Here is a 24,754-nt window from a genome sequence, read left to right as displayed (position 1 = left end):
CTGGACGACACCGGTCACTGTGACCGGTCACAGTGACCGCAGGCGACACCCGCCGGACCACGATGAGGTATCCGTGAGCAACGAAGTCCCCGCCTTCACCCCCGAGGTCGAGGCCGTCATCCAGGCCGTCCGCGAGGACGTCGCCCGCCTGCACGGCGAACTCGTCCGCTACGGCCTCGTCGTCTGGACCGGCGGCAACGTGTCCGGCCGCGTCCGCCTCGGCGACGACCCGAGCGGCGACCTCTTCGTCATCAAGCCCTCGGGCGTCTCGTACGACGACCTGGCGCCCGAGAACATGATCCTCTGCGACCTCGACGGCAACGTCATCCCCGGCACCCCCGGCAGCGACCGCTCGCCTTCCAGCGACACCGCCGCGCACGCCTACGTCTACCGGCACATGCCCGAGGTCGGCGGCGTCGTGCACACCCACTCGACCTATGCGGTCGCCTGGGCCGCGCGCGGCGAGGAGATCCCCTGCGTGATCACCGCCATGGCGGACGAGTTCGGCGGGCCGATCCCGATCGGGCCGTTCGCGATCATCGGCGACGACTCGATCGGCCGCGGAATCGTCGACACCCTCACCGGCCACCGCTCGCGCGCGGTGCTCATGCAGAACCACGGCCCGTTCACGATCGGCAAGGACGCCAAGGATGCCGTCAAGGCGGCGGTCATGGTCGAGGACGTCGCCCGCACCGTGCACCACGCCCGCGAGGCGGGGCCGCTCATTCCGATCCCGCAGGATGCGATCGACCGGCTCTACGACCGCTACCAGAACGTCTACGGACAGAACACGGACACCCGCCGATGAGCGCACGCCAGGACATCCTCGACGGCCGTACCAGCCTCGGCATCGAACTCGGCTCCACCCGCATCAAGGCCTGCCTGATCGGCTCGGACGCCACCCAGGTGCTCGCCACCGGCTCGTTCTCGTGGGAGAACCGCCTGCAGGACGGCCTGTGGACCTACGATCTCGACGAGGTCTGGGCGGGCCTGCAGGCCGCGTTCGCCGACCTCGTCTCCGACGTGCACGACCGCTACGGCGTGCGACCGGCGTCCTTCGGCGCCATCGGCATCTCGGCCATGATGCACGGCTACCTCGCCTTCGACGCATCCGGCGAGCTTCTCGTGCCGTTCCGCACCTGGCGCAACACGAACACGGGCGTCGCGGCCGCCGAGCTCACCGAGCTGCTCGGGGTCAACATCCCGCTGCGCTGGTCGGTCGCGCACGTGCATCAGGCCGTCGTCGACGCCGAGCCGCACGTGCCGCAGCTCGACTTCGTCACCACCCTCGCCGGCTACGTGCACTGGAAGCTGACCGGGCAGCGGGTGCTCGGCGTCGGCGACGCCTCGGGCATGTTCCCCATCGACTCGGCGACCTGCGACTACGACGAGCGGATGCTGCGCGCCTACGACGCACTCGCCGGCGACCGCCTGCCCGCCGGCCTGGCCGAGCTGCTGCCCACAGTGCTGCCGGCCGGCGCGCCCGCCGGTGAGCTCACCGCCGAGGGAGCGGCGCTGCTCGACCCCAGCGGCGCCCTGTCCTCCGGCATCCCGCTGTGCCCGCCCGAGGGCGATGCCGGCACCGGCATGGTCGCGACGAACTCCGTCGCCCCGCGTACGGGCAACGTCTCGGCCGGCACGAGCATCTTCGCCATGGTCGTGCTCGAGCGGCCCCTCACCGAGGTGCACCACGAACTCGACCTCGTCACCACCCCCGCCGGCGACGCCGTCGCGATGGTGCACTGCAACAATGGCGCCAGTGAGCTGGCGGCCTGGGCGGGTGTGTTCACGCGCTTCGCCGCCGCGGCCGGCAACCCGATCGGCGATGACGCGGCCTTCGAGGCGCTGTTCCTCGAGGCGCTGCAGGGCGAGGCGGATGCCGGTGGCCTGATCGCCTACAACCACCTGGCCGGTGAGCCGATCGCCGGCCTCACCGAGGGGCGCCCGCTCATCGTGCGCACCCCCGGCAGCGCGCTGACGCTCGCGAACCTCATGCGCGCGCAGCTGTACGGCGTGTTCGGCACGCTCGCGCTGGGCATGACCGTGCTCGCCGAGGAGGGCGTCGGCCTCGACCGGATGTTCGCGCACGGCGGCATGTTCCGCACCGCCGGTGTCGCCCAGCGCTTCCTCGCCGGGGCGCTCGGGGCTCCGGTCGCCGTCGGCGAGCTCGCCTCCGAGGGCGGCGCCTGGGGCATCGCCGTGCTCGCCGGTTACCTCGCCGAGGCCGACCGGCTGAGCCTGGGCGACTACCTGGATCAGCGCGTGTTCGCCACGGCATCCCTGTCCGTCACCGACCCCGACCCGGCCGATGTGGCCGGGTTCGCCACCTACCTCGACCGCTACCGGGCGGGCCTGGCCATCGAGGCCGCCGCCGTCGACTCCCTCTAAGGATCCCCATGCCCCGACTCACCACCTCCCTCGACTCCTACGAGGTCTGGTTCCTCACCGGCAGCCAGCACCTGTACGGCCCCGAGACCCTCGCGCAGGTCGCCGAGCAGTCGCAGAACATCGCGCGCCTGCTCGATGAGGCCGCAGACGTGCCGGTGCGCATCGTCTGGAAGCCCGTGCTGACCGACTCCGCCGCGATCAAGCGCACGGCCCTCGAGGCCAGCGCCGACGACCGCGTCATCGGCGTCATCGCCTGGATGCACACCTTCAGCCCCGCGAAGATGTGGATCGCCGGCCTCGACGCGCTGCGCAAGCCGCTCGCGCACCTGCACACCCAGGCCAACGTCGAGCTGCCGTGGGCCGACATCGACTTCGACTTCATGAACCTCAACCAGGCCGCCCACGGCGACCGCGAGTTCGGGTACATCCAGACCCGCCTCGGCGTGCCGCGCAAGACGATCGTCGGGCACGCCGGCGACCCGCGCGTCCAGCGTGAGCTGGGCACCTGGCAGCGTGCCGCCGCGGGACTGGCGGCATCCCGCTCGCTCAAGCTCGCGCGCTTCGGCGACAACATGCGCTACGTCGCGGTCACCGAGGGTGACAAGACCGAGGCCGAGCTGCGGCTGGGCGTGCAGGTGAACACCTGGGGCGTGAACGAACTGGCGGATGCCGTGGCCGCGGCATCCAGCGCCGACGTCGACGCGCTCGTCGCCGAGTACGAGGAGCTGTACGACGTCGCCCCCGAGCTGCGCCGCGGAGGCGACCGGCACGGGTCGCTGCGCGACGGCGCGGCGATCGAGCTGGGGCTGCGGTCGTTCCTCGAGGAGGGCGGCTTCGGCGCCTTCACCACCTCGTTCGAGGATCTCGGCGCGCTCAAGCAGCTGCCTGGTCTGGCCGTGCAGCGCCTGATGGCCGAGGGCTACGGCTTCGGCGCCGAGGGCGACTGGAAGACCGCGATCCTCGTGCGCGTCGCCAACGTCATGGGCGCGGGCCTGCCCGGCGGGGCCAGCCTGATGGAGGACTACACCTACGACATGACCCCGGGCGACGAGCTCATCCTCGGGGCGCACATGCTCGAGGTGTCGCCGTCGCTGACCACCGCGAAGCCGACCCTCGAGATCCACCCGCTGGGCATCGGAGGCAAGGACGACCCGGTGCGCCTGGTCTTCACCGCCGACCCCGGCCCCGCCGTCGTCGTCGCGCTCAGCGACATGCGCGACCGCTTCCGCCTCACCGCGAACGTGGTCGAGAACGTCGAGCCGCGCGCCGCGCTGCCCAAGCTGCCGGTGGGACGCGCGGTCTGGAAGCCCGCGCCCGACTTCAACACGAGCGCGGCCGCATGGCTGACCGCCGGTGCCGCGCACCACACGGTGATGTCGACGGCCGTGGGCATCGACGCGTTCCGCGACTTCGCCGAGATGGCTGAGATCGAACTGCTCGTGATCGACGAGTCGACCCGGCTGCCGGAGTTCCAGCAGCAGGTCCGCTGGAACCAGGCCTACCATCGCCTCGCTCAGGGCCTCTAGCCCTCAACGCCAGACGCCCGGCCCCGCATCCGCGGGGCCGGGCGTCTTCGTGTTCGGTCGGTCTGCGCGCCGCCCCACGCGTGCCCCCCACCCTCCTCCGTGAGAAACCACTTTGCGCATCGGAAATCACGCGTGCGCGCGTTTCTCACGCGAAAAGTGGTTTCTCAGCGGGGATGGAGACGCGGGGCGGGGGCGGGCGGGTCAGGGGAGGCGGGCGGAGTACTGCGCGCGGATGCCGGGGACGGGGGTGCCGGGCACGGCATCCGCCGACTCCGCACCCCACCCTGGACGCGAGCCGGTCAGCGCCCAGGCGGCCTGCGCGGCCGCGCCGAGTGCCACGTACTCCTGCGGCTCGGGAACGAACACCGGCAGGTCGAAGACCTCGGCGGCGATCCCGCGCACGGCCGGGTTCTGCGCGGCACCGCCGATGAGCAGGATGCGCTGCGGGGTCACACCGTGGGCGCGGATCGCATCCAGCCCCTCGGCCAGCCCGCACAGCACACCCTCGATGGCGGCGCGCGCGAGGTTCTCGCGGGTGGTGCTCGCCAGCGTCATGCCGAACAGGGTCGCGGTCGCGTCGGGGTGGTTGGGGGTGCGCTCGCCCTCGAACCACGGCTGCAGCACGAGCCCGCCCGCCCCGGCCGACGACGCGAGAGCCAGCTCGCCCAGCTCGTCGTGGCCGACGCCCAGCAGCGCCGCGGTGGCATCCATCACCCTGGCGGCGTTGAGCGTCGCGATCAGCGGCAGCCAACCGCCCGCGGCATCCGCGAATCCGGCCACCGTGCCCGACGCATCGCGCACCGGCGAGTCGGTCACGGCGAAGACCGTGCCCGAGGTGCCGATCGAGACGACCGCGTCACCGCTGCGGGCACCCAGTCCCAGTGCGGCACCGGCGTTGTCGCCCGCACCGGCGCCGACGAGCATCCCCCCGGGGCCTGCGACATGCTCCGACGGACCCAGCACACGCGGCAGCACGATGTCCGCCGCGTCGCGGCGCAGCGCCAGCGAGAGGATCTCGCGGTCGTAGCCGTCGGCTCCCCAGTACGCGGTGCCGCTGGCATCCGACCGGTCGGTGACCAGCTCGTCGAGCCGCGGGTTCTCGGGGCCGAATCCGCGCAGGCGCCAGGTCAGCCAGTCGTGCGGCAGCGCGACGGCGGCGATCCGCGCCGCGGCATCCGGTTCGTGGTCGGCGAGCCAGCGCAGCTTCGTGGCGGTGAACGATGCCACCGGCACGACGCCCGTGCGGATGCTGAACGCCCCGGCGCCGAGCTCTGAGACCAGGTCGGATGCGGCATCCGCGGACCGTGTGTCGTTCCACAGCAGCGCGGGGCGGATGACGTTCCCCTCCGCGTCGAGCACGACCATGCCGTGCTGCTGCCCGGCGATGGCGACCGCGTCGATGCCGTCGAGGCCACCGGCCTGGGCGATCGCCTGCTGCAGGGCATCCCACCAGGCGGCGGGGTCCACCTCGGTGCCGTCCGGGTGCGATGACCGGCCGGTGCGCACGACCGCGCCGGTCGCGGCATCCCGCACGACGACCTTGCACGACTGGGTTGAGCTGTCGACCCCCATCACGAGTGCCATCGCGTCATCCTCTCTCATGTCTCTCCTCTGTCGCCGAAACCCCTCACCCTCGCCGAGACCCCTCCGCAATCGCGTTGCTGCTGAGGGGTCTCGACGACCAGGAGGGGTTTCGGCGGAGGGGGCGTGCGGGTCAGCGGGCGCCCATCAGGTGCTCGGTGGCCAGCTGCTGCAGGCGCACGAAGCCGAAGCCCTTGCCACCGAGGTACGCCGAGGCGTCGAAGTCCTCGTAGGCGCTGCGGTCGGACAGCAGGTCGTCGTAGCTCTCGCCATCATTGAGGGTCGGCTGAGCCAGCTCGGCGACCTTCGCGACGGCCAGCGCCTCCTGCACCTCGGGGTCGGCGCGGAACGCCTTGGCGCGCTCCTTGAGCAGCAGGTACATCCGCATGTTGGCGGCCGCCGACGTCCACACGCCGGTCTCGTCCTCGGTGCGGCTGGGCTTGTAGTCGAAGTGACGCGGGCCGTCGTAGGCCGGCGTGCCGTCGGGTCCGCCGTTCTCGAGCAGGTCGACCAGCGAGAACGCGTTGTGCAGGTCGCCGTGACCGAACACCAGGTCCTGGTCGTACTTGATGCCGCGCTGCCCGTTGAGATCGATGTGGTACAGCTTGCCGTGGTACAGCGCCTGCGCGATGCCGGCGGTGAAGTTCAGGCCCGCCATCTGCTCGTGCCCGACCTCGGGGTTCAGGCCGACGAGCTCGGGGCGCTCGAGCGACTCGATGAAGGCCAGCGCGTGACCGAGCGTCGGAAGCAGGATGTCACCGCGGGGCTCGTTCGGCTTGGGCTCGATGGCGAAGCGGATGTCGTAGCCCTTGTCGGTGACGTAGTCGCCGAGCAGGTTCACGGCCTCGCGGTAGCGCTCGAGAGCCGCGCGCACGTCCTTGGCCGAGTCGTACTCGGCGCCCTCGCGGCCGCCCCACATGACGAAGGTCTTCGCACCCAGCTCGGCGGCCAGGTCGATGTTGCGCAGCACCTTGCGCAGCGCGAAGCGGCGCACCTGCCGGTCGTTCGAGGTGAAGCCGCCGTCCTTGAACACGGGGGCGCTGAACAGGTTGGTGGTGACCATCGGCACGATCAGGCCGGTGTCGGCGAGCGCCTGCTTCAGCCGGTCGATCTGCGTCTGCCGCTCGGCATCCGTCGACCCGAACGCGAACAGGTCGTCGTCGTGGAAGGTGAGGCCGTACGCGCCGAGCTCGCTGAGCTTCTCGACGGCGTGCACGACGTCGAGCGCCGGCCGGGTCGGGCCGCCGAACGGGTCGGTGCCGTTGTAGCCGATGGTCCAGAGGCCGAACGAGAACCGGTCGGCCTTGGTGGGGGTGAGTGCCATGATGATCCGCCTTCAGCGACGTCGATGAAATGTTGTACTGCACAACATATCACGATCGGGCGCGATGGCAAGCGGTCAGCGCGGGGGAGCGGCGGTGGAGTCGCGCACCACCAGCCGGGTGGGCATCCGCACCTGCTCACGCCCGGCGCCGTCGTGCATCATGCCGAGCAGCATCCGCACCGCCGTGGCGCCCATCTCGGCCAGCGGCTGGCGCACGGTCGTGAGCTGCGGGGTGTGCATCGCGGCCTGCGGGATGTCGTCGAATCCGATAACCGACAGATCCTGCGGCACGCGCAGCCCGCGCTCGGCGGCGACGCGGATCATCTCGATCGCGGAGAGGTCGTTGGCCGCGAACACGGCCGTCGGCCGATCGGCCAGGTGTAGCAGCGCGTGCGCGCCGGCTGTGGAATCGGCGGCGCGATAGCCGCCCTCGGCGATCAGCGCCTGGTCCTGCGGGATGCCCGCCTCCGCGAGCGCGCGGCGATAGCCCTCCTCGCGCTGCTGCGCGGATTCCAGATCGGTGCGGCCCCGCAGATGCGCGATACGGCGGTGGCCGAGGGAGATCAGATGCGCGGTGGCGGCGTGGGCGCCGTCGGCGTTGAGCACGCTGACGGTGGCAGGGCCACCGGCATCCGCATCCCCGGCGGGGCTCGCGTGCGGGTCGATCGCGACCATCGGGACGGATGCCTCGGCCGGGGCCGTCGTCGGGGTGACGAGGATGGCGCCGTCGATGAGCGTGCCGCCCAGCCGGGACAGCGACCGCCGCTCCCAGCCGTGGTGCTCGCCGGCCGACACGGTTCCGGCATAGGCGAGCACGTCGTACTGCGTGCCCTGCAGCTCGGCTGAGACGCCGCCCAGCAGTTCGAGGGCGAACGGCTCGAACTCGGCCACGAGCACGCCGATCACGTTGGTGCGCTGCCGGCGCATCGAGGTGGCCACGAGTGAACTGGCGTAGCCCAGCTGCTCGACGACCCCCAGCACGTGGGCCAGTGTCGCGGGGGAGACCCCGTCGCGGCCGTTGATCGCCTTCGACACGGTCGCCACCGAGACGCCGGCGGTCTCGGCGACGTCGTGGATCGTGATGCGACGGTTCATGGATCACAACCTAGCAAGCGATATCGTTATCCGGTTGAGCACGAAAACGTTATCGACAACGATTGACATCCGTCGGGCCGAGGTGTCAGAGTAGGCCGAAAGCACATTGGGTGCCGGTGACAACAAATCGCGCCGGCCCTGCTGAACACTCGAAGATGAGGAGAGACACAGCATGAAGATCCGCAAGGCTTGGACCGCCGCGGCGGTCGTGGCGGCGGTGGGGATGCTCGGGTTGACCGGCTGCTCCCCCAGTGCCGAAGGAGGAGCGCCCGCCGACGGCGAGAGCACGCTCGTCATGTGGCACAACTCGACCACCGGACCCGGTAAGCAGTACTGGGAGGATGCCGCTGCCGCGTTCAAGGACGAGAACCCCGAGGTCACCGTCAAGGTCACCTCGATCCAGAACGAGGACATGGACGGCAAGCTGCAGACCGCCGTCAACTCGGGCGACATGCCCGACATCTTCATGGCCCGCGGTGGCGGCAAGCTCGCCGACATCGTCGAAGCCGGCAAGGTGAAGGACCTCACCGGTCTCATCTCCGACGATGTGAAGAGCGCCCTCGGCGATGCGCCGTTCGCCGCGTTCACCGTCGACGGCAAGATCTACGGCATGCCCAGCGCCGTGCTGCCCGGCGGCATCTTCTACAGCAAGGACCTGTTCGAGCAGGCCGGCATCACCGAGGCGCCCGAGACCCTCGACGACCTCGAGGCGGCCGTCGAGAAGCTGAAGACCGCCGGCATCCAGCCGATCGCGCTCGGCGCGAAGGATGCCTGGCCCGCCGCGCACTGGTACTACTTCTTCGCGCTGCGCGCCTGCGGCGAGGACCTCATCTCGAACCTGTCCACCAACGCCGACTTCACCGACGGATGCTGGCTGACCGCGGCCGAGAACCTGCAGGACTTCGTCTCCATCGAGCCGTTCAACCAGGGCTTCCTGACCACCTCGGCCCAGGAGGGCGCGAACTCCTCCGCGGGTCTGCTCGCCAACCACAAGGCCGCCATGGAGCTCATGGGCGCCTGGGACGTGGGCGTGATCGCCAGCCTGACCCCCGACGAGAAGCCGCTGCCCGACCTCGGCTGGTTCCCGTTCCCCGAGGTCTCGGGTGGCGAGGGTGAGCCCGGCGCCATGATGGGCGGCGTCGACGGCTACGCCTGCTCGGCCGACTCGCCGGCCGCGTGCGAGGACTTCCTCAACTTCGTCTCGTCGAAGGAGTGGCAGGAGAAGTACGCCGTGGCCTTCCAGACCATCCCCGCCTCGCAGGAGGCGAAGGGCGCGGTCGAGGACCCCTCGCTCGTGCCGCTGATGGAGGCATACGGTGAGGCGCCCTACGTCGCGCTGTGGCTGGACACCGCACTCGGCCAGAACGTCGGAAACGCGCTGAACACCGGCGTCGTCGAGATGCTCGCCGGCCAGGGCGACCCCGAGAAGCTCGTGTCGAAGATCACCGAAGCGGCCGCGAGGGGCTGAGCGGGACGATGACAGACATTCAGGCGCCGGCAGGTTCCGTCGTGCCTGAGAGCACCGTCCGCACCGGAGCCGGCAGCATGCCGGCCCCGGTGCGGCGGCGCCGCGCCGACTGGCGCAAGCGCGGCGAGATCGCGCTTCTCACTGGCCCGGCACTCATCATGTTCCTCGGGTTCGTCATCTTCCCGGTGGTGATGGCGGGCTTCTACGGCTTCTTCAAGTGGAACGGCTTCGGCTGGCCGACCGAGTTCGTCGGCCTCGACAACTACATGCTCATGTGGCGGGACGAGATGTTCCGCGACGCCGTCCTGCACAACTTCATCATCGTGGTCCTGTCGCTCGTGCTGCAGGGCCCGGTCGCCATCCTGTTCGCGCTGCTGCTGAACCAGCGCATCCGCGGACGCTCGGTGATCCGCGTGCTCATCTTCATGCCGTACGTCATCTCCGAGGTCATCGTCGGCATCGGCTGGAGCCTGATGATGCAGGATGCCGGCGCGCTGAACTCGCTCCTGGAGAAATGGGGCCTCGGCGACCTGCAGCAGTCCTGGCTCGCCGACCCGGCGATCGCCATGTGGACGCTGATGATCATCATCACCTGGAAGTACGTCGGCTTCGCCGTCATCCTCATGCTCGCCGGCATGCAGTCCATCCCCGAGGAGCTCTACGAGGCCGCCGCCATCGACGGCGCCGGCTTCTGGAAGATCCAGTGGAGCATCACCCTGCCGCTGCTGGGTCCGACCGTGCGCATCTGGGCGTTCCTGTCGGTGATCGGCTCGCTGCAGCTCTTCGACCTCGTCAACATCATCTGGGGCCAGTACATCGCCGCGACGGCGGGCACCTCGACGATGGCCACCTACATGTACCAGAACGGGCATCTCGCCGGCAGCTACGGGTTCGGCAACGCCGTTGCCGTGATGCTCTTCCTCATCTCGCTCGTGGTCGCGCTGTTCTATCAGCGCTTCGTGCTGCGACGCGACACCGAGGGTGCTCTCACCGGCGCAAGCGGAAGGGGTCGCAAGTGACGACCGACAGCCTGAAGACCTCGCTGGTCGTGCAGCCGCTCGGCTCGGGCGGCCTGCGCCGCTCGCCGAAGGTGCGCTGGGGCAGCCCCGCGGTCTACCTCGTCGCCATCGTGCTCATCACGATCTGCATCACCCCGGTGCTGTACATCATCATCGGCGGGTTCCGCACGAACTCGCAGATCACCAACGATCCCTCGGGCTTCCCGACGCCCTGGCAGCTCGCCAACTACGGCGACGTGCTGGCCAGCTCGGAGTTCTGGGTCGCGATGCTCAACTCGACCATCGCCGCCGTCGGCACGACCCTCGGCGCCGTGCTGCTGGGCGTGATGGCCAGCTACGTGCTGGCCCGGTACGACTTCGGCGGGCGCGCGGTGATGTACTCGCTGTTCGCGGCCGGCCTGATGTTCCCGATCACGGTGGCGATCACACCGCTGTACATCCTGGTCCGCAACCTCGGGCTGGTGAACAGCCTGGCCGGCATCATCCTGCCGCAGATCGCCTTCGCGCTGCCCACGACGATCATCATCCTCGTGCCGTTCCTGCGGGCCATCCCCCGTGAGCTCGAAGAGGCGGCCTCGATCGACGGCGCCTCGCGCCTGGGCTTCTTCTGGCGCATGGTGGTGCCGCTGAGTCTGCCGGGTGTCATCACCGTCGGCATCCTGGCCTTCGTCGGATCGTGGAACGGCTACATGCTGCCGCTGTTCATCCTCAACGACCAGGCGCTGTTCACCCTGCCGCTGGGCGTGCAGAACTTCGCGTCGCAGTACTCGGTCGACACCGCACGTGTGCTGGCGTACACGTCGCTGTCGATGCTGCCCGCACTCATCTTCTTCAGCCTCTTCGAGCGCCGCATCGTGGGTGGCCTGACCGGTGCGGTGAAGGGCTGAGCATGGTCTACGACACGTCACAGGACACCCCGGGTACGAACGGCGCGGACGTCACGGATGCCGTGGGCGTCACGGATGCCGTGAACGCCGCGGCGAAGACGGATGCCGTCATCCCGGCGTTCCCGATCGCCTCGGAGCGCGTCAGCGCGCTGCTGGCACGGATGACGCTGGAGGAGAAGGCCGCGCAGCTGGTCGGGTACTGGCTCGACCAGGGCGGCGAGGTCGTCGCGCCGATGCAGAACGAGATGGGCGCGGGGCAGGCCTCGGGCGCGCTCGCCGAGATCACCCGCGACGGCATCGGCCACTACACCCGGGTGTACGGCACGCGTCCGGTCGACCCGGCCGAGCGGGCCGCCTGGCTCTGGGAGGAGCAGCGCCGGCTCACCCATGAGACGCGGCTGGGCATCCCGGCGCTCGTGCACGAGGAGTGCCTCACCGGTCTCGCGGCCTGGAAGGCCGCGACCTTCCCCACGCCGCTGGCCTGGGGCGCCTCGTTCGACCCGGAGCTTGTCGCCGAGATGGCGGGGCTGATCGGGGAGTCGATGCGCGAGCTCGGCATCCACCAGGGCCTGGCGCCGGTGCTCGACGTCGTGCGCGACCCGCGCTGGGGCCGCGTGGACGAGTGCATCGGCGAGGACCCGTACCTGGTCGGCACCGTCGGCACCGCCTATGTACGGGGTCTGCAGCAGGCGGGCGTGCACGCCACGCTCAAGCACTTCCTCAGCTATTCGGGCTCGCGCGCTGGGCGCAACCACGCGCCGGTGTCGGCGGGACCCCGCGAGGTCGCCGACGTGTTCCTGCCGCCGTTCGAGATGGCCATCCGCGACGGCGGCGTACGCAGCGTGATGAACAGCTACACCGAGATCGACGGCGTGCCGGTGGCATCCGATCCCACACTGCTCACCGGGGTGCTGCGCAACCGGCTCGGGTTCGACGGCGTGGTCGTCGCCGACTACTTCGCCGTCGCGTTCCTCGAGGTCATGCACGCTGTCGCCGCCGACCGCGGCGAGGCGGCGGCGCTCGCGCTGCAGGCCGGCATCGATGTCGAGCTGCCCTCGGGCGACGCCTACCTCGCCCCGCTCGTGGAGCGGGTGCGCGCAGGGCTGCTCGATGAGGGGTACGTCGATCGTGCGGTGATCCGCGTGCTCACGCAGAAGGAGCAGCTCGGTCTGCTCGAGCCCGGCGTCTTCGAATCCGAGCCGCCGGCCGAGATCGACCTCGACACCCCGGCGCACCGCGAGGTCGCGCGACGGCTCGCGGCGGAATCGCTCGTGCTGCTGTCGAACGACGGGGTGCTGCCGCTGGCCGGCAGCGCGCCGCGGATCGCGCTGATCGGCCCGAACGCCGACCGCGCCGACGCGCTGCAGGGCTGCTACTCCTTCGCGAACCACGTGCTCGCCCACCACCCCGGCTACGAGCTCGGCTTCGAGATCCCCACCGTCCGTGAGGCGCTCGCCGACGCGCTGCCGGATGCCGAGATCGTGCACCTGCCCGGATGCCGGGTCGAGGGCGATGATCGCAGCGGCTTCGAGGCTGCGGCCTCGGCCGCAGCCGGTGCCGACGTCGCGATCGTCGTGGTCGGCGACCAGGCCGGGCTGTTCGGCCGCGGCACGGTCGGCGAGGGCAACGACGTGGAGTCGCTGGAGCTGCCGGGTGTGCAGCGCGAACTCGTCGAGCAGCTCGTCGCCACCGGCACCCCGGTGGTCATGGTGCTGCTGACCGGGCGGCCCTACGCGATCGACTGGGCGCTCGACGGCGCGGGCACGCGCCCGGCTGCGGTGCTGCAGGCGTTCTTCCCCGGCGAGGCCGGCGGCACGGCGATCGCCGAGGTGCTCACCGGTGCGGTGGCCCCTTCGGGGCGGATGCCGGTGAGCCTGCCTCGCTCGTCCGGTGCGCAGCCCTACAGCTACCTGCATCCGATCCTCGGCGGACCGTCCGACGTCACCTCGACCGACCCGACCCCGCTGCGCCCGTTCGGATTCGGCCTGTCGTACACGACCTTCGCGTACGAGGGCCTCGAGGTCTCGCCGCAGGCGAGCACGGATGGGCGCTTCACGGCATCCGTCGTCGTCCGCAACACCGGGGGACGCCCGGCGACCGAGGTCGTGCAGCTGTACGGCCGCGACCCCGTCGCGTCGGTGACGCGGCCCGTCGCCCAGCTGCTCGGCTATGCCCGCGTCGACCTCGCCCCCGGTGAGGCAAGGCGCGTGCGTTTCGAGGTGCCCGCCGCCCGGTTCGCGTTCAGCGACCGCGACCTGGTGCGCGTCGTCGAGCCCGGTGAGGTGCAGGTGTGGGCGGCGTCGCACGCCGAGGCCTCGGCATCCGCCTCGGGCTTCGACGAGGCGACCGGCGGGGCGATCTCGAACTCGAAGGCGCGCGCCGCGCGCGTGCTGCCCGGCGCCGCCACCGCGCCCGCCACGGTGACGCTCACCGGCGGCGTGCACGCGGTGACCGCGGAGGACGAACGACTCGTCGCCGTGTCGTTCGAGTGACGTGTCTTTCGAGTGCCCTGTCGTTCGGGTGAGCGGACCGTGACATTCGGTTACGGTCCGCAGGGGCAGGGCAGCGGGATCGGTAGCCTGGGACGATGAACGAACGCGCCACGACGGTGGAGGGGGTGAGGCGCACCAACCTCGCGGAGGTGCTGCGCCTCGTGCATCACGGCGGGCCGCGTTCGCGGGCGGTGATCACCGCCGAGACGGGGCTGAACCGCTCGACGGTCTCGGACCTGGTGTCGCGGCTCGTCGAGGCGGGGCTCGTCCGTGAGCAGGAGCCCGACCCGACCCGCAGGGTCGGCCGCCCCTCGCCGATCGTCGTGCCCAGTGCGGATGTCGTCGCCATCGGCGTGAACCCCGAGATCGACGCGATCGAGATCGGTGCCGTGTCGCTGGGCGGTGCGGTGCGGGTCCGCGAGCGGATCGAAGCCGACAGCCCCGACGTCGCGCAGGTCGTCGAGACCGTCGCGCGCACCATCGCAGCATGGCGCGAGGGTGCGCTGAGCGGATGCCGCATCGTCGGCGTCGGCGTCGCCGTACCAGGCCTCGTCCGGACGGACGACGGGCTGGTGCGCCTCGCACCGCACCTGGACTGGCGGGATGCCGACATCGCCGGCCCCCTGAGCGAGGCGCTGGGACTTCCGGTGGTCGTCGGCAACGACGCCTCGTACGGCGCCAGGGCCGAGCGGCTGTTCGGCGTCGCCCGCGAGCACGAGGACGTCGTCTACCTCAACGGCGGCGCCAGCGGCATCGGCGGCGGGCTGATCCTGCACGGCGAGCTGATCGGCGGTGCAGGCGGGTACGCCGGCGAGTGGGGCCAGACGGCCGCGAGCATCACGGATGCCGCCGACCGCCGGGCCGACGGGGGAGTGCTCGAGGACGAGGTCAACCGTGCCCGCCTCGTGCGCGCCACCGGGCTCACCGCACCCGACGAGGCGGCTCTGGAGCAGGCGCTCGCCGCCCCCGACGACGCCGCCGTCGCCGATGAGGCCGGCCGGCAGCGCCGCATCCTCGCCGCCACCCTCGGCAACGCCGTCAACGTGCTGAACCCGTCGATGATCGTGCTCGGCGGGTTCCTGGGGAGCCTGCGCGACATCGACCGCGAGGGGTTCGACGCCGAGGTGCGCGCGCGGGCGCTCGCAGCCTCGGCAGAGGGCCTCGAACTGGCCTCGGCGGCGCTGGCCGCCGACCGGCTGCTCATCGGCGCCGCGGATGCCGCGATGGAGCGCCTGCTCGCCGACCCCCTCGCCTGAGCCGGCAGCCAGGCCCACGACCGACCCTTCCGACCTGAGTGACCGACCTGTGCCATTCACCGATGAACGAGAGAGCCTCATGACCGAACACACCACCCCCCGCTCCGGACGCCAGCTGCGGATCGTGAGCGGCGGCTACGAGGCCGTCATCGCGAGCATCGGCGCCACGCTGCGTGTGCTGCGGCACGAGGGCCGCGACCTGGTCGTGCCCTTCGAGGCCGACGAGGTGCGCCCCGCCCACCGCGGCGCGACCCTGGCGCCCTGGCCGAACCGCATCGTCGACGGCCGCTACGCGTTCGGCGGCGTCGAGCGGCAACTGCCGCTGACCGAGCCCACTCGCGGGCACGCCCTGCACGGGCTGCTGTCGTGGGCCGAGTTCTCCGACCGCGTCGTCGAGGACGACCGCGTCGTGCTGGTCGCGGTCATCGAGCCGAGCCTGGGCTACCCGTTCCGCGTCGAGGTCGAGACCGAGTACCGCCTCGACGCCGACGGTCTCGAGCAGACCGTCACCGCCCGCAACCTGGGGTCGGATGCCGCCCCCTGGGGCACCGGCCCGCACCCCTACCTCGTGGCAGGGCCCGCGACGCCGGGCGACGTGTCGGTGGACGATGCCGACGCGGGCCCGGTCGACGCGTGGACCCTGACCCTGCCGGCATCCGAGGTGCTCACCGTCACCGAAGACCGGCTCAGCCCGGTCGCGGTGCACGGTGTGGAGCAGCATCCGGAGTGGGACTTCCGCGAACCGCGCCGTATCGGCGACGTCTTCATCGACCACGCATTCACCGACCTCGACCGCCGTGACGGCGTCGCCGAGGTGCGCCTGGTGACCGACTCGGGCCAGGGCGTGGCCATGACCTGGGACGAGCGGTGCCCGTGGGTGCAGGTGCACACCGCCGACCAGCCCGGGCAGCACGCCATCCACCGGCTCGGCCTCGCCGTCGAGCCGATGACCTGCCCGCCCGACGCCTTCAACTCCGGGGTCGACCTCGTCACCCTCGCACCGGGCGCCGAGCACGCGGCATCCTGGCGCATCCGCGCCCTGTGACCCGGCGGGGGCCGGCGGATGCTCTCCACCGGCCCCCGTTCTCAGCAGGTGTCCGTCTGCGTCAGCGGGCGGTGACCTCGACGAGGGTCGTGGTGCCCGAGACCTCGTTGGCGACCGCGGTCATCGGCGTGCCCGTCGGCGAGGCGTCGGCGGGCAGGAACGCCAGCCCCTCGGCGCCCAGGTCACCGGCATCCGCCAGCGCCCCGCCGTCCTCGACGGAGACCGAGAAGTCGCGGTTGTTCACGTAGCCCGCGAACGATGCGCGGGCCGGGTCGGTGATGTCGTAGACCATGATGCCGCCCACGCGCTCCAGGCCGATGAACGCGTAGGTGCGGCCGTCGACCTCGCCGAGCACGAGGTTCTCGGGCTCGGGGCCCTTGTCGTCGCTGCGGCCCTCGAGGTTCGCCTCGCTGTGGTTCGAGTTGAGGAACTCGCCGTTCGCCTCTGCGGTGATGCGCTCGAAGTCCGAGCCGGAGTCGAAGACCTGCTCGCCCTCCGTGGTCCAGATCGAGAACGACCGTCCGCCGAAGCCGTGCAGTTCTTCGTAGTACCCGGTCTCGGCGTTGAAGCCGCCCTCGATGCTCACGTTCAGCCGGCCGAGGTCTGCATCCCCGAGGTACGCGGCGAGCGGGCTCTCGGGATCCACCGCGCCGTAGCCGTCCTTCGCCAGGTTCTTCACCCGCACCGACTCGGCGTACTCGCCCCACTCGCGGGCGTCGCCCTCGTTCGCCGTGACGAAATACGAGCGGCCGCCGGCCTCGTACGAGGCGATCCCGTCGGGCATGTACACACCGAACAGGCCCGGGTAGGTGCGCAGCGCGTAGTCGCCGTCGCGGTCGCTCGGGTCCAGCGCGGTGACGCCGAAGTCCTTCAGGCCCAGCGGCAGGATCTCGCGCGCCTTCGCCGAGGGGATGTGCACGACGGCGACGGCGTTCGCCTCCTGAAGGGCGACGTAGGCGAGGTCGCCGATGACGGCGATGTACTCGGGCTCGAGGTTGCGCGAAACCGGGCGGTCGTCGCCGTGCGGGGTCGGCCCGAAGACGCGAACACCCTCGGGCAGGTCGTCCTCGAAGGCGTGGAAGTCGGCCGTCTTGACGTGCTGCTGCTTCGGGGCGCGCAGCTTGCGGTCGAGGCGGACGATCGAGACCGAGCCCTCGGGGTCGATCGTGAAGTCGTCGCTCGGCTCACCCTCGTCCGCGACCAGCGCGTACTTGCCGTCGGAGGTGATCGTGACCATGTCGGGCAGTGCGCCGACCTGCACCGTGCCGATGACGCCCGCCCCGGGGTCGCCGGCGTCGAAGAACGCGAGGTGTCCGGGGTCGGTCTTGACCGGGCTCTCGACGGCGATCACCCCGAGGCCGTCGGCGCGCACGGCGACCGAGTTGGCGATCCCGTCCACGCTGATCGAGGCGACCTTCGCGATGCTCCCGGGGTCGGAGAAGTCGAGCACCTCGACGTCGCCGGCCTGCGCGTTGACGACGAACATGCGCTCGCCGTGGAACGTCACGATCTCGGCGGCCGAGGCGTCGAAGATCCCCGTCTCGTAGCTGCCGATCGGCGTGAGCGCGATGGCGGCATCGGATGCCGCGACGGCGACAGGTGCCGCCACGATGCCGGCATAGGCGGGCGCGGCTGCGAGCGGGGAGAGCAGCGCGCAGGTCGCGACGGTGGCGAGCGCGGCGCGGCGAGCGAGAATGCGAGTCATCTTCGTCCTTCACCCGGGTGGGTGCATGCATGCGCACGCGCGCACCCCGGTGTACTCGCGGCGGGTGTCGGGGCGGTGAACGGCCGCGGGCGGCAGCGTGAACCCGCGCCTGTCCGCCCGAGACTTGCCATTCAGCACGAGACTTCGCCCCCGGAAGGCAGTCTCGTGCTGGAAGGCAAGTCTCGAGGGGAGTGGAGGCGCGGCGGGGGCGGCGCCGGGGAAGAGAGAGACCCCCGCCGACCCGATTCCGGCGGGGGTCTCGCGGTCGGAGACCGCGTCGGGAGCAGCTGATGGCGCTCACCGCTGCGCGGAGTGGTCGGCACCCGATCCGGTCTGAGCCACAGGCCACGCTCAGACAGTTGTACGTGCGCGATATGGACGGATGGTGAACGACCCCGGAACGGTGAGAAAGCGGTGCCCGACGCACAGGTGAGCCCCGGATGCCGCGCTGGAAACGCTTGCGGAATCAACGCCGACACTTCCGAAGCACGCCCGAGAATCCGAGAAATCTGACTGTAAACGCTTGCAGTCGGTCCGCGAACCCTGCTAGCTTCGCAGCCAGAGTCCCGGGCGCAAGGCTGCGCCCGCCGTCCCTCAGGAGCTCGATGAAGACCGCCGCACGACGTACCGCCCTGTTCACCGCCGCCCTGCTGGCGGCATCCGGCCTCACCGCCCTCGGAACCGTGAGCGGCCCCGCGGCCGCCGCCGAACGCACCGTCGCCCTCGTGGGCGACCTGCAGTCCGAACTCGGCTGCGCCGCCGACTGGGCGCCCGACTGCGCCGCCACCGAGCTCGCGCCGACCGGCGCGACCGGTGTCTACTCGGCCGCGTTCGAGGTGCCCGCAGGCAGCTACCAGTACAAGGTCGCCCTCGACGACGGCTGGGACGAGTCGTACGGTCTCGACGGCGGGGGTGAGAACATCCCGCTCACGATCGCGGGACCGGCGACCCTGCGCTTCACCTTCGACGACACGCTCAAGCGCGTCGGTGTCGAGGTCTCGCAGCTGCGCGGCGGCTACACGGCCGACGACGAGGCCCTCATCGCCGCTCCCGTGCGGCAGGCGGGATCCGACGAGCAGTTCTACTTCGTGATGACCGACCGGTTCGCCAACGGCGACACCGCGAACGACACCGGCGGACTGGAGGGCGACCGGCTCGTCACCGGCTTCGACCCGACGAACAAAGGCTTCTACCAGGGCGGCGACCTCGCCGGCCTGCACCAGAAGCTCGACTACATCGAAGGTCTCGGCACCACGGCGATCTGGCTGACCCCCAGCTTCGCCAACAAGCCCGTGCAGGGCACCGGCGACAACGCATCCGCCGGCTACCACGGCTACTGGATCACCGACTTCACCCGGATCGACCCGCACCTGGGCACCAACGCCGAGCTCGAGGCGCTGATCGCCGACGCCCACGCGCGCGGCATCAAGGTGTACTTCGACATCATCACCAACCACACCGCCGACGTCATCGACTACAGCGAGAAGCAGTACTCGTACATCGACCAGGCCACCGAGCCGTACCGCGACGCCGACGGCACCGCCTTCGACCCGGCCGACTACGCCGGCACCGGCGGCTTCCCCGCGCTCGACGCGGCCACCAGCTTCCCGTACACCCCGGTGGTCGCCGACGCCGAGAAGACCGCGAAGACCCCGGAGTGGCTCAACGACCCCACGCTGTACCACAGCCGCGGCAACTCGACCTGGTCGGGCGAGTCGGTCACCTACGGCGACTTCGACGGCCTCGACGACCTGATGACCGAGCATCCCACGGTCGTCAACGGCTTCGTGCAGGTGTACCAGGACTGGATCGACCTCGGCATCGATGGCTTCCGCATCGACACCGTCAAGCACGTGAACTTCGAGTTCTGGCAGACCTGGACCACCGAGGTGCTCGACTACGCGCACGCGCAGGGCAAGGACGAGTTCTTCATGTTCGGCGAGGTGTACGACGCCGACCCGGTCAAGCTCGCCCCGTACGTGCGCGACACCGACATGAACTCGGTGCTCGATTTCACCTTCCAGTCGGCCGCGGTCGGCTACGCCGCCGGCAACTCTGCCAAGGGGCTGCAGAACCTGTTCGCCGGAGACGATCGCTACACGACGCCCGACTCGAGTGCGACGGCGCTGCCCACCTTCCTCGGCAACCACGACATGGGTCGGGTCGGCCACTTCCTGCGGCAGACGGATGCCGCGCAGCAGCGCGATGAGCTCGCCCATGAGGTGATGCTCCTCACCCGCGGCCAGCCGGTCGTCTACTACGGCGACGAGCAGGGCTTCGCCGGCACCGGCGGCGACAAGGACGCCCGCCAGACGCTGTTCGCCACCCAGGTCGACGAGTACGCGAACCAGACGCTGGTCACCGGCGAGCAGGCCGGTTCGGTCGACCGCTACGGCACGGATGCCGCGCTGTACCAGCACATCGCCGCGCTCTCCGCGCTGCGCGCCGCCCATCCCGCACTGAGCACCGGCGCGCAGATCGAGCGGTACGCGGCATCCGGACCCGGCGTCTACGCCTTCTCGCGAGTGGATGCGACCGAGAAGGTCGAGTACCTCGTCGCGGTCAACAACGCCACGAGCGCGCAGACCGTCGACCTCACCACGCTGACCGCCGACGCGATCTATCAGCCGCTGCACGGCGACGCGCAGCCGATCACCACCGACGCGGGCGCCGCGACCACGATCACGGTGCCTGCCCTGTCGGCCGTGGTGTGGAAGGCGGATGCCGCCGTCACCGCACCCGCCGAGGCCGCCCCGGTGACCGTCGCCGCACCCGCCGCGGGCGCCGGCATCACCGGCCAGTCGCCGGTGCAGGCCGACATCGCCGACCAGTGGGCGCAGACCAGCTTCGCCTGGCGCGTGGTCGGCTCGGACGAGTGGCACGCGCTCGGCACCGCCGAGGACACCGAGCCGCGCGTCTTCCATGACATCCGCGGGCTCGCGCAGGGCACGCTCGTCGAGTACCGCGCGATCACGACGGATGCCGCGGGCGGCCACGCCGCCGCATCCACCTACGCCTCGGTCGGCAACACCGTCTCGCTCGCCCCGAGCGAGGAGCCCGAGTCGCCCATCGACATGGTCACCGTTCCCGGCAGCCTGAACTCCGAGATGGGCTGCGCGGGCGACTGGGATCCGGCGTGCGAGAAGGCGAAGCTGACGCTGCGCGCCGACGGCGTGTGGGCAGGCACCTTCGACCTGCCCGCGGGCGACTACGAGTACAAGGCGGCCGTGAACGGCAGCTGGGCGATCAACTACGGGGCGAACGGGGTGCCCGACGGCCCGAACATCGCGATCTCGCACAGCGGCGGACCGATCTCGTTCTACTTCGACCCGCGCACGAACATCGTGCAGTCCACCGCCGAGGGGCCCATCGTGACCCTGCCCGGCTCTCTGCAGGACGAGCTCGGGTGCGCGGGCGACTGGGCACCCGACTGCCTGGCCACGCTGATGGCCGACGGCGACCGCGACGGCGTTTACGAGTTCTCCACCGCCGGCCTTCCCACAGGCGCCTACGAGGTGAAGGTCGCGCACGGGCTGAGCTGGGCCGAGAACTACGGCGCCGACGGCGCCCGCGACGGTGCGAACATCGGGTTCAGCGCCACCGAGGGCAAGGTCACCGCGTTCCGGTACACCCTCGCCACGCACGTGCTCGAGGTGACCGCGGATGACGCGCCGCTGCCGGGCACCGGCGAGCACCGCGCGCACTGGATCGACGAGACCACGCTCGCGTGGCCGGCCGGCCTCGGCGCGGCCGACCGTGCCGCATACCAGCTGTACTCGGCATCCGACGCCTCGCTCGCCGTGACCGACGGCGACGTGACCGGCGCCGAGCCGATCGCGCTCGAGCCGGTCGACGGTGGCCTGACCGCAGAGCAGAAGGAGCGCTTCCCCGCGCTCGCCGGGTACGTCGCGCTGCGGGTGGCGGATGCGGATGCCGCAGCGCTGCTGCGCACCCAGCTCGCCGTCGCCCAGCGCGACACCGCCGGAGCACTCACGGCGTACACCGGGGTGCAGATCGCCGGGGTGCTCGACGACCTGTACGCGGATGCCGTCGGCGACGCCGATCTCGGCGTGACCTTCCGCGGCGTGAACCCGACGTTCCGGCTGTGGGCGCCCACCGCGCAGAGCGCGACGCTGCTCACCTGGGACCCTTCGACAGGCTCAGGGTCGCCGGCCGAGGCCGACCCGATCCGGCACGAGGCGTCGTACGACGCGGCATCCGGTGTCTGGCAGGTCAAGGGCAAGAAGGCGCTCAAGGGCGACGAGTACCTCTGGGAGGTCGTCGTCTACGCGCCCGCGACCGGCGAGATCGAGACGAACCTCGTCACCGATCCGTACTCCGTGGCCCTCACCGTGAACTCCGAGCGCTCGGTCGCCGTCAGCCTCGACGACAAGCAGTGGAAGCCGAAGGCGTGGTCCAAGGCCAAGGCGCCGATCGTCGAGAAGCCCGTCGACCGGGCGATCTACGAGCTGCACATCCGCGACTTCTCGATCAGTGACGAGACGGTCCCCGTCGCGCAGCGAGGCACCTATCTCGCCTTCACGCGCGACAGCGCAGGCACCGCGCAGCTGCGCCAGCTGGCGGATGCCGGCATGAACACCGTGCATCTGCTGCCCTCGTTCGACATCGCCACGATCGAGGAGAACCGCGCGGCTCAGGCGATGCCCGACTGCGACCTCGCCTCGTACGGGCCGGCCGACGACGCCCAGCAGGCGTGCGTGGCGGCGGTCGCCGATCAGGACGGCTTCAACTGGGGCTACGACCCGTACCACTATTCGGCGCCTGAGGGCTCGTACGCGGTCGACCCCGACGGCGGCGCGCGCGTGGCGGAGTTCCGCTCCATGGTGGGCGCCCTGCACGGCATGGGCCTGCAGGTGGTGCTCGACCAGGTGTTCAACCACACCGCGGCATCCGGTCAGGCCGAGCGGTCTGTGCTCGACCGGGTCGTGCCCGGCTACTACCACCGGCTGAACGCGGCGGGCGCCGTCGAGACCTCGACGTGCTGCCAGAACGTGGCCACCGAGCACCGGGTGGCGCAGAAGCTCATGGTCGACTCGGTCGTCACCTGGGCGCGCGACTACCGCGTCGACGGGTTCCGCTTCGACCTGATGGGCCACCACTCTGTCGCCAACATGCTGGCCGTGCGCGAGGCGCTCGACGCCCTCACGCTCGAGGACGACGGCGTCGACGGCAAGGCCGTCTACCTGTACGGCGAGGGCTGGAACTTCGGCGAGGTCGCGAACAACGCCCTGTTCGAGCAGGCCGTGCAGGGGCAGCTGGGCGGTACAGGCATCGGCACGTTCAACGACCGGCTGAGGGATGCCGTGCACGGCGGCAGCCCGGTCGACGGGTCATCCACCTTCCGGCAGGGATTCGGAACGGGCCTGGGCACCGACCCGAACGGCGACCCGATCAACGGCTCGACCGGGCAGGCGCTCGCCGACCTGGGCCACGAGACCGACCTGGTCAAGTTGGGGCTCGCGGGCAACCTGCGCGACTTCGCGTTCACCACGAGCGACGGCGCGACCACGGCGGGGAAGGACATCGACTACCGCGGCTCGCGCGCCGGCTACGCCGACCAGCCCGACGAGGTGATCAACTACGTCGACGCGCACGACAACGAGACCCTCTACGACCTGTCGGTGCTGAAGCTGCCGGTGGACACCTCGATGGCCGACCGGGTGCGCATGAACACCCTGTCGCTGGCGACGGTCACCCTCTCGCAGTCGCCCTCGTTCTGGCACGCCGGCACCGAGCTGCTGCGCTCGAAGTCGCTCGACCGCAACAGCTACAACTCCGGCGACTGGTTCAACCGCATCGACTGGACCGGGCAGGAGTCGACGTTCGGCTCCGGACTGCCGATGGCCGCCGACAACGAGGGCAAGTGGGGCATCATGGCGCCGCTGCTGTCGAACCCCGCCCTCAAGCCGGGCGCGGCCGACATCGCCGCCGCCGAGGCCGCAGCCCTTGATCTGCTGCGGGTGCGCGGCGAGGTCGGCCTGCTGCGGCTGGGCTCCGCCGAGCTCATCGCGCAGAAGGTGACGTTCCCCAACGGCGGACCGGATGCCGCCCCCGGCGTAATCGTGATGCGCATCGACGACCTGGTGGGCGCCGACGTCGACCCGGCCCTGGACGGCGCGCTGGTCGTGTTCAACGCCTCGCCCGAGGCGGTCGCCCAGACCCTTCCGGGTCTCGCGGGCCGCGACTTCGCGCTCACCGCGGTTCAGGCGAACGGGTCGGATGCCGTGGTGAAGACGACGACGTGGGATGCCGCGACGGGCACGGTCACGGTGCCCGCCCGCACGGTCGCCGTGCTGGTAGACGATCGCGCCGCCGCCACCGGCGGGTTCGGCGTCGGTCCGGTCGTGGGCTGAGTCGAACTGGAGCACCCTGCCGCCGCGCGTGCCGGCGGCGGGGCGCTTCTTCCTGCACAATCCGCATCGGACGGCGGGTTGTCCACAATCCGGTGATCTCGCCCACGCGGGCGGGCGCCGCGGACCAGAGTGGGCGCATGAACACCGACGAAACCCTCCGAGACCTGGTCCTGCACACCGACGATCAGCTGGGCGACCTGCTGCAGGTGCTGCTGCAGCGGGCGAACCAGCGGCAGATGTGGCTGCTCTTCATCGACCCCGAAGGCCGGCTCGGCGAACCGCTCATGCCCATGGACGACTACCCCCGCGACCCGCTGACGCTCACGCGCGTCGACGACCTCGGCGAGGTCACCGAAGCGCATCTGCTCATGCAGCGCATCGGCCTGATCCTCGAGGCGACCGGAAACGCGAGCGTCGTGCTGGTCTGGGAGCGAGTCGGCAGCGCCGGCGTCAACCCTCAGGATCGCGCCTGGGCCCAGGCCATGGCAGAGCGCGCGACCGGCCTCGGCATCCCGCTGCGAGCGCAGTTCGTGCTGCACGCCTCGGGCATCCGGCAGCTGCATCCGGACGACTACCTGTGAGCGACTCCCGGGG

At 70.9% G+C, this 24,754-nt stretch carries 15 protein-coding genes; 11 read left to right on the top strand and 4 right to left on the bottom strand.

Features of this window, described 5'->3' with window-relative positions:
* The first annotated feature begins 73 nt into the window (after positions 1 to 73).
* The 3 genes from H7694_RS14170 to araA are packed head-to-tail and all read left to right on the top strand — an operon-like array spanning position 74 to position 3,914.
* Positions 74 to 808: an L-ribulose-5-phosphate 4-epimerase gene (locus H7694_RS14170; protein WP_193597100.1), complete on the top strand. Its 735-nt coding sequence runs from the start codon at positions 74 to 76 to the stop codon at positions 806 to 808.
* Positions 805 to 2,388, top strand: coding sequence for a xylulokinase (locus tag H7694_RS14165; RefSeq protein ID WP_193597099.1), 1,584 nt, complete (start codon positions 805 to 807; stop codon positions 2,386 to 2,388). The genes H7694_RS14170 and H7694_RS14165 overlap by 4 nt, the downstream gene beginning before the upstream one ends.
* An 8-nt stretch (positions 2,389 to 2,396) precedes the next feature.
* Positions 2,397 to 3,914: an L-arabinose isomerase gene (araA, locus tag H7694_RS14160; RefSeq protein ID WP_193597098.1), complete on the top strand. Its 1,518-nt coding sequence runs from the start codon at positions 2,397 to 2,399 to the stop codon at positions 3,912 to 3,914.
* A 201-nt stretch (positions 3,915 to 4,115) separates the two neighbouring features.
* Here araA and xylB read toward each other — a convergent pair whose 3' ends face one another.
* The 3 genes from xylB to H7694_RS14145 all read right to left on the bottom strand — a co-directional run bounded on the left by xylB (position 4,116) and on the right by H7694_RS14145 (position 7,914).
* Positions 4,116 to 5,498: a xylulokinase gene (xylB, locus tag H7694_RS14155; protein ID WP_193597097.1), complete on the bottom strand. Its 1,383-nt coding sequence runs from the start codon at positions 5,496 to 5,498 to the stop codon at positions 4,116 to 4,118.
* Between the two features lie 130 nt (positions 5,499 to 5,628).
* On the bottom strand, positions 5,629 to 6,819 hold the full coding sequence (gene xylA, locus H7694_RS14150; RefSeq protein WP_193597096.1) for a xylose isomerase: 1,191 nt from the start codon (positions 6,817 to 6,819) through the stop codon (positions 5,629 to 5,631).
* Positions 6,820 to 6,894: 75 nt separating this feature from the next.
* The gene (locus H7694_RS14145; RefSeq protein ID WP_193597095.1) at positions 6,895 to 7,914 is read right to left on the bottom strand and encodes a LacI family DNA-binding transcriptional regulator; all 1,020 of its coding nucleotides are present in this window, start codon (positions 7,912 to 7,914) and stop codon (positions 6,895 to 6,897) included.
* Positions 7,915 to 8,086: 172 nt separating this feature from the next.
* Here H7694_RS14145 and H7694_RS14140 point away from each other — a divergent pair, with 172 nt between their 5' ends.
* From H7694_RS14140 to H7694_RS14115, 6 genes are all read left to right on the top strand, one after another.
* On the top strand, positions 8,087 to 9,382 hold the full coding sequence (locus H7694_RS14140; protein WP_193597094.1) for an extracellular solute-binding protein: 1,296 nt from the start codon (positions 8,087 to 8,089) through the stop codon (positions 9,380 to 9,382).
* 77 nt (positions 9,383 to 9,459) lie between these two features.
* A complete protein-coding gene (locus tag H7694_RS14135) occupies positions 9,460 to 10,401 on the top strand; it encodes a carbohydrate ABC transporter permease (protein ID WP_227468402.1) in 942 nt (313 codons plus the stop codon).
* A gap of 29 nt (positions 10,402 to 10,430) precedes the next feature.
* Positions 10,431 to 11,288 carry a carbohydrate ABC transporter permease gene (locus tag H7694_RS14130; protein ID WP_413782945.1) on the top strand — a complete coding sequence of 286 codons (858 nt, stop codon included), beginning with the start codon at positions 10,431 to 10,433 and terminating at the stop codon, positions 11,286 to 11,288.
* Positions 11,289 to 11,290: 2 nt separating this feature from the next.
* Positions 11,291 to 13,780 carry a glycoside hydrolase family 3 N-terminal domain-containing protein gene (locus tag H7694_RS14125; protein ID WP_193597092.1) on the top strand — a complete coding sequence of 830 codons (2,490 nt, stop codon included), beginning with the start codon at positions 11,291 to 11,293 and terminating at the stop codon, positions 13,778 to 13,780.
* A 95-nt stretch (positions 13,781 to 13,875) separates the two neighbouring features.
* The gene (locus H7694_RS14120; RefSeq protein WP_193597091.1) at positions 13,876 to 15,036 is read left to right on the top strand and encodes an ROK family transcriptional regulator; all 1,161 of its coding nucleotides are present in this window, start codon (positions 13,876 to 13,878) and stop codon (positions 15,034 to 15,036) included.
* Positions 15,037 to 15,115: 79 nt separating this feature from the next.
* Complete coding sequence (locus tag H7694_RS14115; RefSeq protein ID WP_193597090.1) at positions 15,116 to 16,081, top strand: aldose 1-epimerase family protein; 966 nt, start codon at positions 15,116 to 15,118, stop codon at positions 16,079 to 16,081.
* Between the two features lie 61 nt (positions 16,082 to 16,142).
* Here H7694_RS14115 and H7694_RS14110 read toward each other — a convergent pair whose 3' ends face one another.
* Positions 16,143 to 17,786, bottom strand: coding sequence for a choice-of-anchor I family protein (locus H7694_RS14110; RefSeq protein ID WP_193597089.1), 1,644 nt, complete (start codon positions 17,784 to 17,786; stop codon positions 16,143 to 16,145).
* Positions 17,787 to 18,391: 605 nt separating this feature from the next.
* On the opposite strand from H7694_RS14110, the gene pulA reads away from it, so the two are divergent.
* The gene (gene pulA, locus H7694_RS14105; protein ID WP_193597088.1) at positions 18,392 to 24,160 is read left to right on the top strand and encodes a pullulanase-type alpha-1,6-glucosidase; all 5,769 of its coding nucleotides are present in this window, start codon (positions 18,392 to 18,394) and stop codon (positions 24,158 to 24,160) included.
* Between the two features lie 137 nt (positions 24,161 to 24,297).
* Positions 24,298 to 24,741, top strand: a complete 444-nt coding sequence (locus tag H7694_RS14100) for a hypothetical protein (RefSeq protein ID WP_193597087.1) — start codon at positions 24,298 to 24,300, stop codon at positions 24,739 to 24,741.
* Positions 24,742 to 24,754 lie beyond the last annotated feature (13 nt).

This window comes from Microbacterium sp. YJN-G (assembly GCF_015040615.1).
Lineage (GTDB): Bacteria > Actinomycetota > Actinomycetes > Actinomycetales > Microbacteriaceae > Microbacterium.
Note: the sequence above shows the minus strand (reverse complement) of the source record. Positions and strands in the feature narration are given on the sequence as shown.

Coding starts and splice junctions, on each gene's coding strand:
- H7694_RS14165 (WP_193597099.1), top strand. CDS start 805: ATGAGCGCACGCCAGGACATCCTCGACGGCCGTACCAGCCTCGGCATC.
- araA (WP_193597098.1), top strand. CDS start 2,397: ATGCCCCGACTCACCACCTCCCTCGACTCCTACGAGGTCTGGTTCCTC.
- xylB (WP_193597097.1), bottom strand. CDS start 5,498: ATGGCACTCGTGATGGGGGTCGACAGCTCAACCCAGTCGTGCAAGGTC.
- xylA (WP_193597096.1), bottom strand. CDS start 6,819: ATGGCACTCACCCCCACCAAGGCCGACCGGTTCTCGTTCGGCCTCTGG.
- H7694_RS14145 (WP_193597095.1), bottom strand. CDS start 7,914: ATGAACCGTCGCATCACGATCCACGACGTCGCCGAGACCGCCGGCGTC.
- H7694_RS14140 (WP_193597094.1), top strand. CDS start 8,087: ATGAAGATCCGCAAGGCTTGGACCGCCGCGGCGGTCGTGGCGGCGGTG.
- H7694_RS14135 (WP_227468402.1), top strand. CDS start 9,460: ATGCCGGCCCCGGTGCGGCGGCGCCGCGCCGACTGGCGCAAGCGCGGC.
- H7694_RS14125 (WP_193597092.1), top strand. CDS start 11,291: ATGGTCTACGACACGTCACAGGACACCCCGGGTACGAACGGCGCGGAC.
- H7694_RS14120 (WP_193597091.1), top strand. CDS start 13,876: ATGAACGAACGCGCCACGACGGTGGAGGGGGTGAGGCGCACCAACCTC.
- H7694_RS14115 (WP_193597090.1), top strand. CDS start 15,116: ATGACCGAACACACCACCCCCCGCTCCGGACGCCAGCTGCGGATCGTG.
- H7694_RS14110 (WP_193597089.1), bottom strand. CDS start 17,786: ATGACTCGCATTCTCGCTCGCCGCGCCGCGCTCGCCACCGTCGCGACC.
- pulA (WP_193597088.1), top strand. CDS start 18,392: ATGAAGACCGCCGCACGACGTACCGCCCTGTTCACCGCCGCCCTGCTG.
- H7694_RS14100 (WP_193597087.1), top strand. CDS start 24,298: ATGAACACCGACGAAACCCTCCGAGACCTGGTCCTGCACACCGACGAT.